Raw genomic sequence first — 17,628 nt, forward strand, 5'->3', positions numbered from 1 at the left:
ACAACGGTGAATGTGCAGCAAAATAACGGTTCAGGCAACTCCCGGCAGCGACGGGCGCCGCTGCCGGTTCACTTAGCGTTTGCGCCAGACAGTGACCTGCGCCAGCGTATGCTGGAACTTGCGGGCCGTTTCACGGATCACAAACGGTTTGTCCTGTGGTTCATCGACCAGGTCGAAGTCGGCCGCCAGCAGACGTTGCAGCGCCTGCAGCGTCGTCAGTGCCTCACCGTTCTCACGTACACCGCCCAGCCAGTTCTCTTTCGGTGTGAAATCTTCCAGCCAGGTATAAGGGGATGAGAGCAGCAGAATACCGCCCTGACGCAGCATCGGCGTGACATCACGCAGGAAGCGCGCAGGCTGGCGCAGACGATCAATCAGGTTGGAGGCAAGTACCAGGTCGTAACGGCCAGGCTGAGGTTTGAGGTTACAGGCATCCCCCTGAACAAACTGAATCCGCTGCGCCAGTTCGCTCTCCAGTGCGAAATCTTTCAGGCGAACCTGACGATACTCCACCAGGTCGCCTTCCTGTGGCAGCAGATAACGGAAGTCTTCGCCGCTGGCCAGCTGCAGCGCCACATCAATGAAGCGCGCCGAGTAGTCCATCCCGGTGACGCGTTCAAAGTGGCGAGCCAGCTCAAAACTGGCGCGTCCGGTGGCACAGCCGATATCAAGGGCTTCGCCACGTGCTGTTGTGTAGTCCAGCGCCAGCTTCACCAGACTTTCGGCATAGTTGTCCACACCGAAATAGCGCGGGCCATACTGGAAGTCGAGGTACTGCGACACCATCGCGTCAGATTCATACGGGTTCGGCGCCATCGTCTCCTGATGGCTGGAAACCACGTAGCGGAAACCGGCATGCTGGAAGAAGTGGCGGCGGAACGCATAGCGGGCTGATTTCAGCGCTTCGTTGCCGGTTGAGATCCAGCTGCCGCCTTTGATCAGCGAATGTTTGCCATCAAAGGTCGGAGTAGAGAAATCATCGTACAGCGGGTGAACGTTGAAGCCTTCAAAGCCATTGGTCGGTGTGGTCGTCCACTGCCAGACGTTACCGACGATATCGAAGAACTCGCCCTGGGCGAAGAGGTCGACCGGCGAGGAGGAAGCCCAGTACGCCAGGTTGATGTTGCCCGGCGCCCGATCCCAGTCTGGCTGATCGCCCGCGACCTGTTCGCGTAGCTGAGCCCACTCCGCTTCACAGGGGAGCTGAACACTCATGCCGGTCTGATTCGCTTTCCAGCGGCAGAAGGCCGCCGCTTCCAGCTGATTTACCTCGGCAGGCCAGTCCCATGGCATTGCGACCTCTTCACACATCAGACGCAGTTTAAGCTGATCGGGCATCGCAGGCGTGCCGACCCAGAAGGTGGGCATTTCTGCTTTGGCAAACTGACACCAGCCCCAGCCTTCGTCATCCCACCAGCGGGCATCCTGATAACCGCCAGCCTCAACGAACGCCAGAAATTCCGCGTTGCTGACCAGCATTTTGCTCGCCTGGAACGGCTGCAGCGTAACCTGCTGGCGGCCATACTCGACATCCCAGCCGTAGGTGTCGTCGGTTTTCCCCAGCGTAATTGTGCCACCAGGCATCGGCAGCAGGGTATTGGCCGGAACAGCCTCGCGCTGGTGGCGTGCCATCGGACATACCGGCCACGCGGCCTGTGGTCTGACCCACTCAACGGGTAGCTGGCGGATCAGCACGCTGGAGGTTTCCAGATGAATACGCTCATGCTCAATCCCCATCAGGATCACCCATGCCGGGCTCTCCCAGCTGAGTGGCAGCGTGATCGGCATGGTCTGGATCAGATCGCTGACCAGCGCTTTAACGCGTCCGCGGTATGCACGGACTTCCTCAATGGTCGGCCAGTCATAGTGGCTGTCGTTGAGATCATCCCAGCTCATCTCATCAACACCAATCGCCATCATCGCTTCGATGCGATCGTCCAGACGCGCATCAATAAGACGTCCGGCCATCAGCTTATTAATGTAGAAGGTGGCGGTATGACCAAAATAGAAGATCAACGGATGGCGCAGGGGAATAGCTTTAGTAAACCAGGCCTTTGAATCGGCCAGACAGGTGAACAGACTTTCATACTGTTCCCAGGTCTGATGAAAATAGGCCAGCAATTCGGCACGTTTTTGTTCGCTATTCTGGCCGGAGAGCAATAACGTCCGCGTCGGTGCAGGCAAATCGCGGTGAGGTTGAGCAAGCGTCACAGGAAGCTCCAGATTGCTGAGTAATTAAAACGGTAATTTACTATAGCAAAGAAGTTTTTCTGTCAGATGACTTAACGGCGCCAGTGTCGCAGCAGACGGCTTTTCATGCCGGTATCGAAGCGCCAGATATGGTCGAAGATGCGCAGAATGCCTGGTTTTCCGTGGGCCGACATCGCCACGGCGTGAAAACGTTGCTGATTATGTCGCTGACGCTTTTTGATTGCCCCGATCACCTCTTCCGGCAGACGCTGGGCAATAAAATCGGAGACGATCACCGCATCAGCTTCCTGCCACAGTGCGCCTTCCATGCGGGTAACAACAGAAGAGAGGCAGGCCGCCAGATCGGTGCCGCCGCGAAAGCGCTGACTGAGAAAGCGAATCGCCTGCTCCAGCCCATCATCTCCGGTCAGCTCATAGCCAATCACCTCATGAGCAAACAGCATAATGTAGCAGCGACGGCGATCGGCCAGCGCGACCTTCAGTAGCGCCAGGCAAAACGCTTTGGCACAGCGCTCATTAAAGCCTCCCATCGACCCGGAGGTATCAACACAGACGATGAATGGCCCGCGCGGCTGCTCTTCATGTTGCTGGTGGCTGGCCGGGCGCATCGTCACCTTTTCATGCCAGGCATCGCCCTGCAGCTTGTAGGTCAGCAGTCGTTTCTCGACCAGCCGCCGATAAAATTCCAGCTCCAGTTCGCTGATGCTCAGCGCCGCTAACTCCGGCGGCAACAGACGCAGTACGTCATCGCTCTGATGAATGCCGCTGACCTCTTCCGGCACGGACGCAGGCTCCTGCACCAGATGGTGAAAAGCTTCCATCGGGGCATCCTGCGACGGCACCGATTTTGCCTCGCGGCTGCGACCCAGCTGCTGGGCCAGTTTCAGCAGCTCCGGCTGCTGAGCCAGAAAGTCACCATATTGCAGCATCAACTGATAGTCGCCAGGCTGCAGTGACGCTTTACTCATGTCCCACAACCGACCCGCGGCAGCTTCATCATCGTCGCCCAGAATCGGTGCCAGCTGGCCGCTCAGTGCCATGCGCTGCTGCAGTTCCGCCAGCAGACGTTCGCGCTGCTGTTCCAGCAACTGCTGATTCAGCGTCAGCGTCTGTAAGGTCAGGCTCAGCCGCCAGCGCTGCAGAAAAAGTTGGTGCTGCGCGCTGCTGAGATGAGCGATATCGGTATGTTGCAGCAGCCGGTTAGCTTCATCCAGAAAGGGGGACGGCAGGCTTTCAAGTGCCTGAAGTGTGGCATTCAGCTGGTGGCTGAAGTCACGATCGCTGAGAAGTTGTACCCGCTGGAACAGCTGAAACTCTTCGGCCAGCGTGGCCGGAACCGGTGTGGCTTTGAGATCGGCTGTGATTTCGGCTCGCCAGCGCGGTATATCGCGCAGCAGCGCTTTCTTCAGCCCGGGAAACTTTTCAAAAAACAGCGCAAGCTGGGGCGACGCCAGCAGAGCAATGATCAGCTCTTCAATCAGTTCGGTTTCCCCCACTGAGAGCAGTGTGCTGAGCGTCTCCACTGAGATCATTTACGCGCCTGTTTCAGCTGTTCCGCCACATCCTGCAGACTGGTTTCAACCCGCGCCAGCCAGTCATCACTGATAAACAGGCAGCGCTGATGCTGACTGAACTGATGTCGCTGCGACCGCAGTTCACTCTCCAGTGCATCCAGCGCGTCGGTGATTTCACCGGGCAGCGGCTCGCTGCTGCTGACGCCTGGCAGTGTCAGGCGCGACGATTGCAGGCTGACATCACGGATAGCCAGACAATGCTGTGCATCCACGTGTAAATCCAGGCTCTGCGCAAAGCCAATCCCATTGAGCCTGCCGCGAACCTCGCCGCCTTTTTGCAGCCACTGATTCAGGGCATCACGCGCGATCACCAGATGACTTACCTGCATGTCATGCAGCATCAGCGGTTTTTGCAGCATCAGCGTCAGTTGCTCATCGGTAAAGCTTTCTGGCAGATCGTAATGGGGTTTGCGGCTGAACATGCCGCTGTGTTTTTCCAGGGTGATTGCCTGCGCGATGCTCTGCTGTTGCTGGAGGGCCATGCGGCGAGCTTTGATCTGCTGCAGTTTCATCAGCATCGGTTGCTGCTGCCAGGCGTGCTGCGTCATTAACAGGTCGATTTCGCGCTCCAGCAGTTGCATGGACGCCACGTCATGCCAGAGACAATCTTTCAGCAGGATCAGGTCTATCGGTGCAATGGTGTTGCGACCGCTATAGAAGGCGCTGGCCTGCAACAGATGAATCGCTTTTTTCCAGCGACGATCGGAAATGTAAGGCGCGGCGGGCTGGCTCTCCAGCTGCTGACGCAGCTGATAAATCAGCTCAAACACCGCATCGGGCAGACTGACCTGGCTGATGCCGAGCTGCCACTGTGCATACTCTTCATCACTGATGCGCAGGGACTCCGCGACCGGATTGGTGTGCTCATCCTGCTGGTGCGTCAGCATGCTGCGGAAGTTCTGTTTCTCATGCACATTATCCAGCCACAGGCGGATCAGCATCCGATCATAGAGCGCTTCAAGACCGCTATCCGCTTCCGGCAGTTCATTGGATGCGGTGACCAGCAGCCGCATCGGGATGGTCTCTTCGCTGTCGCCATTGCGGAAGCGGCGCTCATTAATAGCTGTCAGCAGCGTATTGAGAATCGCCGGCCCCGCTTTCCAGATCTCATCCAGAAAAACAATCTCGGCGTCGGGCAGATACCCTTTGGTCAGACGCTGATAGCGCCCTTCATCTTTCAGCGCCTGAATGGAGAGCGGACCAAACACCTCTTCCGGTGTGGAGAAACGGGTCATCAGATATTCAAAAGCGCGGGCGTGCTGAAAGGCATATTTGAGGCGACGGGCAATCAGGCTCTTGGCGATGCCTGGCGGTCCCAGCAGGAACACGCTTTCACCACTCAGCGCCGCGAGCAGGCAAAGGCGTATGGCGTGATGCCGCTCATACAATCCTTTTTCTAACGCATTGCTGAGGCGAGAAATTCTTTCTGCCAAAAGATGGGGTTGAGCCATAATCACTTCACTGTCCTTACGATCGTCGGGCCGCCGCGCTTAAGCAAGCGCTTTACTCTATAGATCATCATGCGTGAAAGCGTTGATAGCTGTCAGCTTTTTTGTTTCAGAAGGTTTGCCTGGATTAAAAGCAACGCTAATTAACGCTTTATCGCCAGAAGTGACCCCGTTACCCTGCCAGCGAGGCGAAGCGGGTATAGGAATTTTCGCTAAACCGTGCATACTGTGCGCTTTTTGATGGCCTGAGCGAGGGGTTTTCGCGCCTCTTAGACTCCAACAAAAGATAACTCTATGAGCTCGGATAATAAGCAGTCACTTCGCGGATTAACGCTGGCCGCCATTGGTGTTGTTTACGGGGATATCGGCACCAGTCCGCTGTATACCTTGCGTGAATGTCTCTCCGGACAGTTTGGCTTCGGCGTTGAGCGGGAAGCGGTGTTTGGCTTTCTGTCGCTGATTTTCTGGCTTCTGGTGCTGGTGGTCTCACTGAAATACATCAGCTATGTGATGCGTGCCGACAACGCCGGTGAAGGCGGGATACTGACACTGATGTCGCTGGCTGGACGCCATACCGGTGCGCGGGCCACGGCAGTACTGGTGATCATGGGCCTGATTGGAGGCAGCTTCTTCTATGGGGAAGTGGTGATCACGCCAGCCATTTCGGTGATGTCCGCTATTGAAGGCCTGGAGATTGCCGCGCCGTCGCTGGATCCTTTTATCGTGCCGATGTCGATTGCGGTGCTGACGCTGCTGTTTGCGATTCAGAAACATGGCACCGGCATGGTGGGCAAACTCTTCGCGCCGGTGATGCTGGTCTGGTTCCTTGTGCTGGCGATCCTTGGGGTCAGCGGCATCATGAAAAATCCGGAAGTGCTGCATGCGCTGAATCCCGCTTATGCGGTCGAATTCTTCGTGCACTATAAATCTGTCTCATTCTTCGCGCTTGGCGCGGTGGTGCTGGCGATTACCGGGGTTGAAGCGCTCTATGCCGATATGGGGCACTTCGGTAAAGTGCCGATTCGACTGGCCTGGTTCTCGGTGGTACTGCCGTCGCTGGCACTGAACTATTTTGGTCAGGGTGCGCTGTTACTCAGCGACCCTAAAGCGATTAAAAACCCCTTCTTCCTGCTGGCGCCGGAATGGGCGCTGATCCCGATGCTGATTCTGGCGACCCTGGCCACCGTTATCGCCTCGCAGGCGGTGATCTCTGGTGTCTTCTCGCTGACGCGTCAGGCGGTGCGACTGGGCTATCTGCCAGGTATGCGCATCATCCACACCTCTGAGCGTGAATCGGGTCAGATTTATATTCCGGTAATCAACTGGGTGCTCTATTTCGCGGTGCTGATTGTGATTATCAGCTTTGAGCATTCAAGTAATCTGGCTGCCGCCTACGGTATTGCGGTGACTGGCACCATGGTGCTGACGGCGATGCTCTCCTGCACCGTGGCGGTTAAAAACTGGCACTGGAACAAGCTGGCGGTTGCCGTCATCCTGGTATTGATGCTCTGCATTGACGTGCCGCTGTTTACCGCCAACCTGGTGAAAATCTTCTCCGGTGGCTGGTTGCCGCTCTGTCTCGGCCTGGTGATGTTTATCATTATGACGACGTGGAAAAGCGAGCGTTTCCGCCTGCTGCGCCGTATGCACGAACATGGCAACTCCCTGGAGGCAATGATCGCGTCACTGGAGAAATCGCCGCCGGTTCGCGTACCGGGCACGGCGGTCTATATGTCACGTGCACTGAATGTGATTCCGTTTGCCATGCTGCATAACCTCAAGCATAACAAAGTGTTGCATGAGCGGGTGGTGCTGCTGACGTTGCGAACTGAAGATGCGCCTTACGTGCACAACGTGCGTCGCGTCACTATTGAGCAGCTGTCGCCGACTTTCTGGCGCGTGGTGGCGAGCTACGGCTGGCGCGAAACGCCAAACGTCGAGGAGATTTTCCACCGCTGCGGTCTGGAAGGTCTTAACTGCCGCATGATGGAGACGTCGTTCTTCATGTCACATGAATCGCTGATTATCGGCAAACGTCCGTGGTATCTGCGCCTGCGCGGCAAACTCTTCCTGGCGCTGCAGCGCAATGCGCTCCGTGCGCCAGACCAGTTTGAGATCCCCCCAAACCGGGTGATCGAGCTGGGCACTCAGGTCGAGATTTGATCTGCAGCGTCCGCCTTACGGGGCGGGCGCTGACCAGCGCAGCGTGACGCATAATCCGCCGCCGGATCGCTGGCTGAAGGTGACCTGCATTCCGTGCAACTGGGCAATGTTGCGGACTATCGACAATCCCAGCCCGCTACCACTCTTCTCCTGGCCCGGCGGTCGCCAGAAACGTTCTCCGAGCCGTTGCAGATCCGCTGCACTCAGACCCTCGCCATTATCCTCCACCGACAGGCTGTTTGCCTGCAACCGCACATCAACTTCACTGCCTGCTGGCGTGTAGCGAATGGCGTTATCCAGCAGATTCCGCACCAGCAGTGACAGTAACAGCGGATGCCCCTGAATCAGCGGATCGGCCTCTGCGAGAAGGCGCAGCGTCACACCGTTTTTGTCCGCCAGAGGCAGCTGTGCGGCGAGCGTCTCCTGCACCGTGCGTTTCAGCGACACAGGTTCGAAGGCGCTGCGCACATCATCGGCTTCAACCCGCGAGAGCGTCAGCAACTGATCCACCAGCCGCGTTGCGCGGACAATCCCGGCATCCAGCTGCTGCAGCGCATGGGTTCGCATGACTTCGTCATCTGCAGTCAGCTGGATCACTTCGCTTTGCACCTGCAGCGCGGCCAGCGGACTGCGCAGTTCATGCGCGGCATCGGAGGTAAAGCGGCGTTCACGCTGCATCATGGCGCTAATGCGGCTGAACAGACCATTGAGCGCGACCATCAGCGGTTGCACCTCTTTTGGCACGCGGTCTGCCTCTAGCGGCGTATCATCATCGGCCGAACGCTGCGCCAGTTGTTTTGCCAGCGTCTTCAGCGGCCGCAGTTCAGACCAGACCAGACCGATAAGCAGAAGCAACATTAAAGGCAGCGCGATTAGCCAGGGCAACATGCTGGCCTTCATCAGATCCCGCGTCATGTCATCGCGGTATTCCGACTCCTGGCCCACCACCACCCGGAACTGCTTATCAGGCGTGGTCAGCCAGACAAATCGCCAGCTATCGTCGTCATTGGTGAGCTGCCCTTCATGAAATCCCTGATGCTCCGCCTCAAACGGCAGATAACGGCCGTTGTCGCCATCATTCATCACCTGCCTGCCGTCACGCGTGAAGACAGCAAAGGCCAGTGCATCATCATCCTGTTCGCCACGATGGTGGCGCAGCATCTCTTTGGTTCTGGGCAGTGTGGTATTGTCCAGCGAGGAGAAATCCAGCGTCAGCAGACGCTTAGCCAGCAGCATCTGCTGGGTATCAAAGAGCTCATCCAGGGTTTCACGCGTCTGATGCCAGGCACTCAGGCTGGCACTGGCCCAGCAGAGGCCGAGCAGCAGCACAAAACCGATGCCCAGCCGCAGAAACAGACTCATTGATCGCATTCGGCGGCCCCCAGCGTATAACCGACGCCATGCAACGTGCGGATAAATGTGCTGCCCAGCTTTTTACGCAGATGATGGATATGCACTTCCACCGCATTGCTGGAGACGTCGGCGTCCCAGCTGTAGAGCTTCTCTTCCAGCTGGCTACGCGTCAGCACCCGGCCTGGATTGCGCATAAAGAGTTCCAGCAGCGCCAGTTCACGACTTTTCAACGCAATCGTCTCACCCTCGCGCATCACACTGTGGCTGCCGGGGATCAGCACCACGTTACCGTGACGGAGTTCGGGCTGCAGCTGGCCGTGACGGCGGCGGATCAGCGCCTGTAAGCGAGCGGCCACTTCGGTTAAGGCAAAAGGCTTGCATAGATAGTCATCAGCGCCCAGCTGCAGGCCTTTGACCCGCTGATCGAGCGCATCGCGGGCGGTCAGTATCAGTACCGGCACATCGTTGCCCTGCTGTCGCCACTCCCGCAGGATATCGAGTCCATCCCGCTCGGGCAGTGAAAGATCCAGAATCACCGCATCCCAGGGTGCGGCCTCCAGCGCGTTAAAGCCGGACTCACCAGACATAAACCAGTCAACGCTAAAGCCCAGCTTACTTAGCCCCGCTTTGATACCGTCGCCAATTAAGCGATCGTCTTCAATCAGTAAAATACGCATCACGTCTCCCTGTTCCGATAGCGCTTTATACGAAGCAACTTCCCTGGTGTACAGCTGATTTCGGCGAAAATCGCTTATTTTTAACGCTTAAGAAGCTGTTAAGAACTCTGTGGTCAACTGGGCGTATTCAAACCGAAAACACCACTGAAAAGAGGTACACCATGAAAAAGCATGCTGCAATTCTGGCCGTCGTTATGCTGGCTTCCGCCCCGGTTTTCGCTGCGCAGCAGGGCGGATTTGTTGATCCCAGCGCGCCAGCCACGCAGACACAGTCAGCAGCCGGACAGGGTGGCTTTAGTGCAGACCACACCAGTGTGGTGACCGTGAAGCAGGCTGAAGAGATGAAAGATGACAGCTGGATCACCGTGCGCGGCAAACTGGAGAAACAGACCGGCAAAGAAGATTATCTGTTCCGCGACCAGACCGGCACCATGAAAGTCGAAATCGACCACAAGCACTGGAACGGCCAGACAATCACGCCCAAAGATAACGTAGAGCTCACGGGCGAACTGGATAAAGATTTCAACAGCATTGAGATGGACGTTAAGCAGGTTAAAAAGCTGCCTTAATCTTTTGCTTCAGGGTCGCATTTGCGGCCCTTTTTTCTGCCCGTTCCCCGCCTTAATGCAAATTTCCCCTCGCGTGAGCGAAACGTTTCGATGGCGATCACAGATTTCTTCTTTGCCCGTTGAGTTGATGGCGCCTTTTCATACACTCCCATCAGCGAAACGTTTCGCTGTGGAGTGAAAAGATGAAAAAAGGTCGCTTGTTAAACGCTGAACTCTCTCATGTGATTGCCCGCCTGGGACACACGGATACGCTGACGATTGCCGATGCAGGCTTGCCGATTCCGGCAGGACCGCAGCGTATCGACTTAGCGCTCACGCCGGGTACGCCCGATTTTATGCAGGTGGTGAATGCTGTCGCACTGGAGATGCAGGTAGAGAGCGCCCTGATCGCGGAAGAGATTAAGCAGCATAATCCGCAACTTCATAGTGCGCTTGTCGCTGTGCTCGAAGCCTTGCAACAGCACCAGGGGAATATCATCACCATCAGCTACACCAGTCATGAACAATTCAAACAACAAACGCAGCGTAGTCAGGCGGTCATTCGCAGCGGAGAGTGTTCTCCGTTTGCGAATGTCATCCTCAGCGCCGGTGTGACCTTCTGAGGCCGCTATGCAACCTTTACTGCAACTCGACGGCATTGAAAAATCCTTTCCGGGTGTGAAAGCCCTCAAGGGTGCATCGCTGAATGTTCGGGCAGGACGCGTGATGGCGCTGGTGGGCGAGAATGGCGCAGGCAAGTCCACCATGATGAAAGTGCTGACCGGGATCTATCAATATGATGCCGGTACGCTGCGCTGGCTCGGCAAAGAGACCCGTTTCAGTGGACCGAAAGCGTCTCAGGAAGCGGGCATTGGCATCATCCATCAGGAACTGAACCTGATCCCTCAGTTAACCGTGGCGGAGAATATCTTTCTCGGTCGCGAATATGTAGGTCGTTTTGGCCGTATTCAGTGGCCGCGTATGTATGCCGAAGCGGATGCGCTGCTTAAACGTCTTAATCTGCGCTTCAACAGCCACAAGCTGGTCGGGGATCTGTCGATTGGCGATCAGCAAATGGTCGAAATCGCCAAAGTCCTGAGCTTCGAATCACAGGTCATCATTATGGATGAACCGACCGATGCGCTGACCGATACCGAGACGCTGTCTCTATTCCGCGTGATCAACGAACTGAAAGCGCAGGGCTGCGGCATCGTCTATATCTCGCATCGCATGAAAGAGATCTTTGAGATCTGCGATGACGTCACGGTGTTCCGCGACGGCCAGTTTATTGCTGAACGTCCGGTCAGCGAGCTGACCGAAGAGAGCCTCATCGAGATGATGGTCGGACGTAAGCTGGAAGATCAATATCCTCATATCGATCAGGCGCCAGGCGATGTGCGACTGAAAGTGGAGAACGTGAGCGGACCAGGTGTAGAGAACGTCAGCTTCAGCCTGCGCAAAGGTGAAATCCTCGGCGTTTCTGGCCTGATGGGTGCGGGGCGTACCGAACTGATGAAGGTGCTGTACGGCGCATTGCCGCGTCGCGAAGGCAATCTGTGGCTCAATGGCCGGGAAGTCGTGACGCGTTCTCCGCAGGATGGACTGGCGAATGGCATCGTCTATATCTCCGAAGATCGTAAGCGTGATGGCCTGGTGTTGGGCATGTCAGTAAAAGAGAACATGTCTCTGACGGCCTTGCGCTATTTCAGTCACGGCAGCGGCACGCTGAAACATGCAGCAGAGCAGCTGGCGGTGGGCGATTTTATCCGTCTGTTCAATGTTAAAACGCCGTCTATGGAGCAGCCGATTGGCCTGCTTTCGGGCGGCAACCAGCAGAAAGTGGCGATTGCCCGCGGTCTGATGACCCGGCCCAACGTGCTGATTCTGGATGAACCGACACGCGGTGTGGATGTCGGTGCGAAGAAAGAGATCTACCAACTGATTAACCAGTTTAAAGCCGAAGGGCTGAGCATCATCCTGGTCTCCTCGGAAATGCCGGAAGTGCTGGGCATGAGCGATCGGATTCTGGTGATGCATGAAGGCCGTATCAGCGGCGAATTTACCCGAGAAGAGGCCACTCAGGAAAGCCTGATGGCAGCCGCCGTAGGCAAGCAACACAGCGAGGATTTAGTGGTATGACGACCCAAACTTTACCGGCCAGCCGTCGCTGGTTTAGCAAAAGCTGGCTGCTGGAACAGAAGTCACTGATTGCGCTGATGGTGCTGATCGCCGTGGTGGCCAGCCAGAGTCCGAACTTCTTTACCGTGGCGAACCTGTTCAACATTCTGCAGCAGACCTCGGTTAACGCCATTATGGCCGTCGGGATGACGCTGGTGATCCTGACCTCAGGCATTGACCTCTCTGTGGGTTCTTTGCTGGCCCTGACGGGCGCAGTGGGTGCATCGCTGGTGGGCATGGAGGTCAACGCCCTGGTCGCGGTGGCGGCTTCGCTGGCTCTGGGTGCGGCAATCGGTGCCCTGACCGGGACTATTGTGGCGCGCGGTAAGGTGCAGGCCTTTATCGCCACGCTGGTCATGATGCTGCTGCTGCGCGGTGTGACCATGGTCTACACCGACGGCAGCCCGATTAACACCGGTTTCAGTGCCAATGCCGATCTGCTGGGCTGGTTTGGTATTGGTCGCCCGCTGGGTATCCCTGCGCCGGTCTGGCTGATGGCGCTGGTCTTTATCGCCGCCTGGTACATGCTGCAGCACACGCGTCTGGGTCGCTACATCTATGCGCTTGGCGGTAACGAAGCGGCAACGCGTCTCTCCGGCATCAATGTGAATCGCGTCAAAATCATCGTCTATTCACTGAGCGGCATGCTGGCAGCGCTGGCGGGCACCATTGAAGTGGCGCGTCTCTCATCAGCACAGCCGACAGCGGGTACCGGCTATGAGCTGGATGCAATTGCTGCGGTCGTGCTGGGCGGAACCAGCCTGGCTGGCGGTAAAGGCCGTATTTTCGGCACCCTGATTGGCGCGCTGATCCTTGGCTTCCTGAACAACGGCCTGAACCTGATGGGCGTCTCTTCGTACTACCAGATGATCGTTAAAGCGGTGGTCATCCTGCTGGCGGTGCTGGTGGATAATAAAAGCAGTAAATAACTCTGACCTTACACAGGATAACAAGATGAAAAAGTTAACCGCACTGGCCATGATCCTCGGCGCCACACTCAGTACCAGCGCCATGGCAAAAGATACCATCGCGCTGGTGGTCTCAACCCTGAACAACCCGTTCTTTGTTTCGCTGAAAGAGGGTGCACAGAAAGAAGCCGATAAACTGGGCTACAACCTGGTGGTGCTGGATTCACAGAATAACCCGGCGAAAGAGCTGGCGAATGTGCAGGATCTGACCGTTCGCGGCACGAAGCTGCTGCTGATCAACCCGACCGACTCTGATGCCGTGGGTAACGCCGTGAAGATGGCTAACCAGGCGAAGATTCCGGTTATCACCCTGGATCGTGTTGCAGCTCAGGGCACCGTTGTCAGCCATGTCGCTTCTGACAACCGCTTCGGCGGCAAAATGGCCGGTGACTTCATCGCCAAAAAAGTGGGCGAAAACGCCAAAATTATCGAACTGCAGGGCATTGCCGGCACATCTGCTGCCCGTGAACGTGGCGAAGGCTTCAAACAGGCCGCTGATGCGCATAAATTCCAGATCCTCGCCAGCCAGCCTGCTGACTTTGACCGTACTAAAGGTCTGAACGTGATGCAGAACCTGCTGCAGGCACACCCGGATGTTCAGGCGGTATTCGCGCAGAACGACGAAATGGCACTGGGTGCACTGCGTGCACTGCAGACCGCCGGAAAAACGGGTGTGATCGTGGTGGGTTTTGACGGCACGGCTGATGGCGTTAAAGCCGTAGAAGCTGGCAAACTGTCTGCGACTGTGGCACAGATGCCAGAAAAAATTGGCATGATCGGCGTGGATACCGCTGATAAAGTGCTGAAGGGTGAAAAAGTGCAGGCGGTCAATCCGGTCGACCTGAAGCTGGTCACTCAATAACTCAAAGAAATGCAGGGCACCGCGCCACCCTCCCGGTGGCGCACTTATTCCGGACTCCCCTAATGAGCAAAAACGCAAAACTGGCCGTTCTTGGCAGCATCAACGCTGACCACATCCTTAATCTGGCGCACTTTCCTCGTCCCGGTGAAACGGTGATCGGGCAGAATTATCAGATTGCGTTTGGCGGTAAAGGTGCAAATCAGGCGGTAGCCGCTGGTCGTGCCGGTGCCGATATCGCATTTATCGCCTGTGTGGGCGCTGACGACATGGGTAAACGTATTCGTGAGCAGCTTACGCAGGACAATATTGATACCACGCCAGTCGAGGTGGTCGAGGGCGAGTCGACCGGTGTGGCAATGATTTTCGTCAACGGTGACGGTGAGAACAACATTGGCATTTACTCTGGTGCCAATGCGGCGTTAACACCCGATTGCGTGGCGCGTCATCAGCATGTCATCGCCGATGCTGATGCACTATTAATGCAGCTGGAATCACCACTGGAAAGCGTACTGGCCGCTGCGACGCTTGCCCGGCAGCATCAGACGCAGGTTATCCTCAATCCGGCTCCCGCTACCTCTCTTTCAGATGAACTGCTGGCATTAGTCGATATTATTACGCCGAATGAGACCGAAGCCGAGAGCCTGACCGGCATTGCAGTCAACAGCGATGAAGATGCGGCACGCGCTGCGGAAGTGCTGCATGCCAAAGGCATCGGCACGGTACTGATTACGCTTGGTCGCCGCGGCGTCTGGCTGAGCGAGCGGGGAGAAGGTCAGCGTATTGCAGGCTTCAGTGTTAAAGCTATCGACACCATCGCGGCGGGTGACACCTTTAACGGTGCCTTTATTACCGCGCGACTGGAGCAGAAGCCAATGTACGACGCGGTGCGATTTGCCCATGCCGCCGCCGCTATTGCCGTTACGCGAGCGGGTGCACAGCCCTCCGTGCCGTGGCGCACGGAGATCGATGATTTTTTGCAGCAGCAGGGCTAAGCATTTGAGCACCATGAAAGATGTTGCTCGCCTGGCGGGCGTCTCTACCTCAACTGTCTCGCACGTGATCAATAACAATCGCTTTGTCAGTGATGGCGTGCGCGAAAAAGTTGAGCAGGCGATACGTCATCTCAACTATGCCCCTTCTGCGCTGGCACGCAGTCTGAAAATTAATCAGACCCACACCATCGGTATGCTGCTGACCACCAGTAGTAACCCCTTTTATGCCGAAGTGGTGCGCGGTGTGGAGGAGAGCTGCTATCAGCGTGGCTATAGCCTGATTCTCTGTAACACGGCGGGTGACGAGGAGCGAATGAATCGCAGCCTGGAAACGCTGATGCAGAAGCGTGTCGATGGTTTGCTGATGATGTGCACTGAAAGTCACCTGCCTTCGGCAGATATTCTGAACCGTTATCCTTCTATACCTACGGTGATGATGGACTGGGCACCCTTTGAAGGCCGCGGTGACATTATTCAGGATAACGCGCTGCTGGGCGGCGAACTGGCTACTCAGCATCTCATCGACTGCGGTTATACCCGTATAGCCTGTATCGCCGGTCCGCAGGATAAAACGCCTGCGCGTATGCGCCTGGAAGGTTATCGCAACGCCATGACAAAGAGTGGCCTGGAGATTCTGCCCGGCTATGTGGTGAATGGTGATTTTGAATTTCAGGGGGGCTACAACGGGATGGTCGAACTGCTGGCGCTGGAAACGCCGCCAGAAGCCGTCTTTACCAGCAACGATGCAATGGCGGTCGGCGTTTATCACGCGCTCTATCAGGCCGGGATGCGGATTCCGCAGCAGATGGCGGTGATGGGATATGACGATATTGAACTGGCGCGTTATCTCACTCCACCACTGAGTACCATCCATCAGCCGAAAGATGCGCTGGGTGAACTGGCGATAGACACCTTAATTCATCGTCTCAGCGATCCCGACGCCAGTCAGCAAACGCTGGTGCTGACGCCGGAGCTGGTGGTGCGGGGGTCGGTTTAGCGCTTTTTCTTCTTGTCACGATTGCTGATCAGATTACGTCCATCCCCGTTTTTCAGCAGCATAAAGGTCAGCGCCGAAAGTACGGTAACGATACCCATAGTCAGAAACGTGGCATGGAACTGTGAAATGGTGCTGGTTTCAAACTCCTGATAAAAGCGCAGCACCGCAGCGCTGACGGCCACACCAAAACTGATCGCTAATTGCTGCGTTACTGCCAGCACGCTATTTCCGCCGCTGGCGTTATCATCATTCAGGTCGGCCAGCGTAATGGTGTTCATGGCGGTGAATTGCGTAGACATCGCCATGCCGAGAATAAACAGTGGAAGCAATAGTACGAAGATACTTTCAGCGGGTGACTGCAGGGAGAAGCTGGCGATCAGGATGCCAATAATGGCGGTAATGCCGACCAGCAGACGGCGGTAGCCCAGCCAGCGAAGGAGTTGTGTCACCGTCGACTTCGCCAGAATCGAACCCAGGGCGGTTGGCGCCATCATGCAGCCTGCAATGATCGCGGAAAAGCCAAATCCAACCTGTAACATAAGCGGCATCAGAAAGGGCACACAGCCGGTGCCGAGACGAGAGGCAATGTTGCCGACGATGCCGACTGAGAAGGTCCGGGTTTTAAACATCGGCAGGTTGATCAGCGGTGAAGGGTGATTTCGGGCATGCACTATATAGAGGAGTAAAAGCACGATCCCGCTGAGTAATATCCCACCGGCCAGCCAGGCAGAAACAATCCGCTCACCGAACAGCTCAATCCCAATCGAGATCATCACCAGTCCAGCCCCGAATAATATGAAGCCGAAAAAGTCGAAGCGGCGCTTAGGTGTGGTGAAGTCCGGCATATATTTGCGTGCGTAGATAATGCCGAGAATGCCAATCGGAATATTAATCAGGAAGATCCAGTGCCAGGTGGCGTAAGTGACGAGTACGCCACCCAGCATCGGGCCCAGTATCGGCCCGACTAAACCTGGCATGGTCACAAAGTTGAGTACCGGCAGCAGTTCACTGCGCGGATAGGCACGTAACAGTGCCAGTCGCGCAACCGGCATCATCATTGCGCCACCGACGCCCTGTACGATGCGCGACATGACCAGCACCGAAAGCGTCGGTGAGAGTGCACAAGCCAGTGAGCCAAGGGTGAACAGCGATACCGCCACAATAAACACTTTGCGCGTGCCGAAGCGATCGGCGAGCCAGCCGCTGACCGGAATCAGCATAGCGACAGTCAGGGTGTAACTGATGACGGCGGATTGCATGGCAAGGGGAGAACGGTCGAGGCTGGTGGCGATAGCGGGCAGGGCAGTGTTCAGTATGGTGGCGTCGAGTGACTGCATGAAAAAGGCCATAGCAGCTATCCATGGCAAACCAGCCATGCTGCGCGCGGATTTTATCATTGAGTGTCCTTCCTGGGGTTATCCTGCGAGAAGAAGCAAAATAATAGCACCCGCAATCGGCAACGGCAGGTCTCTTTACAACGTTTCGTTGCCACTTTTGTGCGTTATTCGGCCATGAAACGTCTCTTTTTAAGCCGTTCGTTTAAAAAAGAGGCGCTCAGTAAATTAATTCGAAGAAACACTTGTCAGCCTGAGGAAACTCCCTATAATGCGCCTCCATCGACACGGAACACCGGCAACGGGAAGCGGGTTGAGAGGCA

At 56.3% G+C, this 17,628-nt stretch carries 14 protein-coding genes; 8 read left to right on the top strand and 6 right to left on the bottom strand.

Annotated elements, in window-relative coordinates:
* Nucleotides 1–72: 72 nt before the first annotated feature.
* The 3 genes from ovoA to ravA form a co-directional block, all read right to left on the bottom strand.
* Complete coding sequence (ovoA, locus tag H7K52_RS16445) at nucleotides 73–2,211, bottom strand: 5-histidylcysteine sulfoxide synthase (protein WP_182630233.1); 2,139 nt, start codon at nucleotides 2,209–2,211, stop codon at nucleotides 73–75.
* Nucleotides 2,212–2,282: 71 nt separating this feature from the next.
* Nucleotides 2,283–3,743, bottom strand: coding sequence for an ATPase RavA stimulator ViaA (viaA, locus tag H7K52_RS16450; RefSeq protein ID WP_008926370.1), 1,461 nt, complete (start codon nucleotides 3,741–3,743; stop codon nucleotides 2,283–2,285).
* Nucleotides 3,740–5,236 (bottom strand): ATPase RavA, encoded by a 1,497-nt coding sequence (gene ravA, locus H7K52_RS16455; protein WP_033743354.1) that lies wholly within the window; start codon nucleotides 5,234–5,236, stop codon nucleotides 3,740–3,742. Before ravA ends, viaA begins: the two co-directional genes overlap by 4 nt.
* Nucleotides 5,237–5,527: 291 nt before the next feature.
* Here ravA and kup point away from each other — a divergent pair, with 291 nt between their 5' ends.
* Nucleotides 5,528–7,396, top strand: a complete 1,869-nt coding sequence (kup, locus tag H7K52_RS16460; protein WP_003849489.1) for a low affinity potassium transporter Kup — start codon at nucleotides 5,528–5,530, stop codon at nucleotides 7,394–7,396.
* Nucleotides 7,397–7,411: 15 nt separating this feature from the next.
* Here the strand turns inward: kup and qseC are convergent, their stop codons facing one another.
* Both qseC and qseB read right to left on the bottom strand, forming a co-directional pair.
* Nucleotides 7,412–8,767 (bottom strand): quorum sensing histidine kinase QseC, encoded by a 1,356-nt coding sequence (gene qseC / locus H7K52_RS16465; RefSeq protein WP_082040824.1) that lies wholly within the window; start codon nucleotides 8,765–8,767, stop codon nucleotides 7,412–7,414.
* Nucleotides 8,755–9,426 (bottom strand): quorum sensing response regulator transcription factor QseB, encoded by a 672-nt coding sequence (qseB, locus tag H7K52_RS16470; RefSeq protein ID WP_003849485.1) that lies wholly within the window; start codon nucleotides 9,424–9,426, stop codon nucleotides 8,755–8,757. The genes qseC and qseB overlap by 13 nt, the downstream gene beginning before the upstream one ends.
* A gap of 161 nt (nucleotides 9,427–9,587) precedes the next feature.
* Here qseB and H7K52_RS16475 point away from each other — a divergent pair, with 161 nt between their 5' ends.
* The 7 genes from H7K52_RS16475 (at nucleotide 9,588) to rbsR (ending at nucleotide 15,971) form a co-directional block, all read left to right on the top strand.
* Nucleotides 9,588–9,995 (top strand): YgiW/YdeI family stress tolerance OB fold protein, encoded by a 408-nt coding sequence (locus tag H7K52_RS16475; RefSeq protein ID WP_003849484.1) that lies wholly within the window; start codon nucleotides 9,588–9,590, stop codon nucleotides 9,993–9,995.
* A gap of 182 nt (nucleotides 9,996–10,177) precedes the next feature.
* Nucleotides 10,178–10,597, top strand: coding sequence for a D-ribose pyranase (gene rbsD / locus H7K52_RS16480; protein ID WP_003849483.1), 420 nt, complete (start codon nucleotides 10,178–10,180; stop codon nucleotides 10,595–10,597).
* A gap of 7 nt (nucleotides 10,598–10,604) precedes the next feature.
* Nucleotides 10,605–12,113, top strand: a complete 1,509-nt coding sequence (rbsA, locus tag H7K52_RS16485) for a ribose ABC transporter ATP-binding protein RbsA (RefSeq protein ID WP_003849481.1) — start codon at nucleotides 10,605–10,607, stop codon at nucleotides 12,111–12,113.
* A complete protein-coding gene (gene rbsC, locus H7K52_RS16490; RefSeq protein ID WP_013359547.1) occupies nucleotides 12,110–13,081 on the top strand; it encodes a ribose ABC transporter permease in 972 nt (323 codons plus the stop codon). Before rbsA ends, rbsC begins: the two co-directional genes overlap by 4 nt.
* A gap of 25 nt (nucleotides 13,082–13,106) precedes the next feature.
* Nucleotides 13,107–13,982, top strand: a complete 876-nt coding sequence (rbsB, locus tag H7K52_RS16495; protein ID WP_003849477.1) for a ribose ABC transporter substrate-binding protein RbsB — start codon at nucleotides 13,107–13,109, stop codon at nucleotides 13,980–13,982.
* A gap of 62 nt (nucleotides 13,983–14,044) precedes the next feature.
* Complete coding sequence (gene rbsK / locus H7K52_RS16500) at nucleotides 14,045–14,974, top strand: ribokinase (protein ID WP_154926856.1); 930 nt, start codon at nucleotides 14,045–14,047, stop codon at nucleotides 14,972–14,974.
* A 13-nt stretch (nucleotides 14,975–14,987) separates the two neighbouring features.
* Nucleotides 14,988–15,971, top strand: a complete 984-nt coding sequence (gene rbsR / locus H7K52_RS16505) for a ribose operon transcriptional repressor RbsR (protein WP_003849474.1) — start codon at nucleotides 14,988–14,990, stop codon at nucleotides 15,969–15,971.
* Here the strand turns inward: rbsR and mdtD are convergent.
* A complete protein-coding gene (gene mdtD / locus H7K52_RS16510; protein ID WP_003849472.1) occupies nucleotides 15,968–17,368 on the bottom strand; it encodes a multidrug transporter subunit MdtD in 1,401 nt (466 codons plus the stop codon). The genes rbsR and mdtD overlap by 4 nt on opposite strands.
* Between the last annotated feature and the right edge of the window lie 260 nt (nucleotides 17,369–17,628).

Source organism: Pantoea hericii, from assembly GCF_014155795.1.
Taxonomy (GTDB): Bacteria; Pseudomonadota; Gammaproteobacteria; order Enterobacterales; family Enterobacteriaceae; genus Pantoea; species Pantoea eucalypti.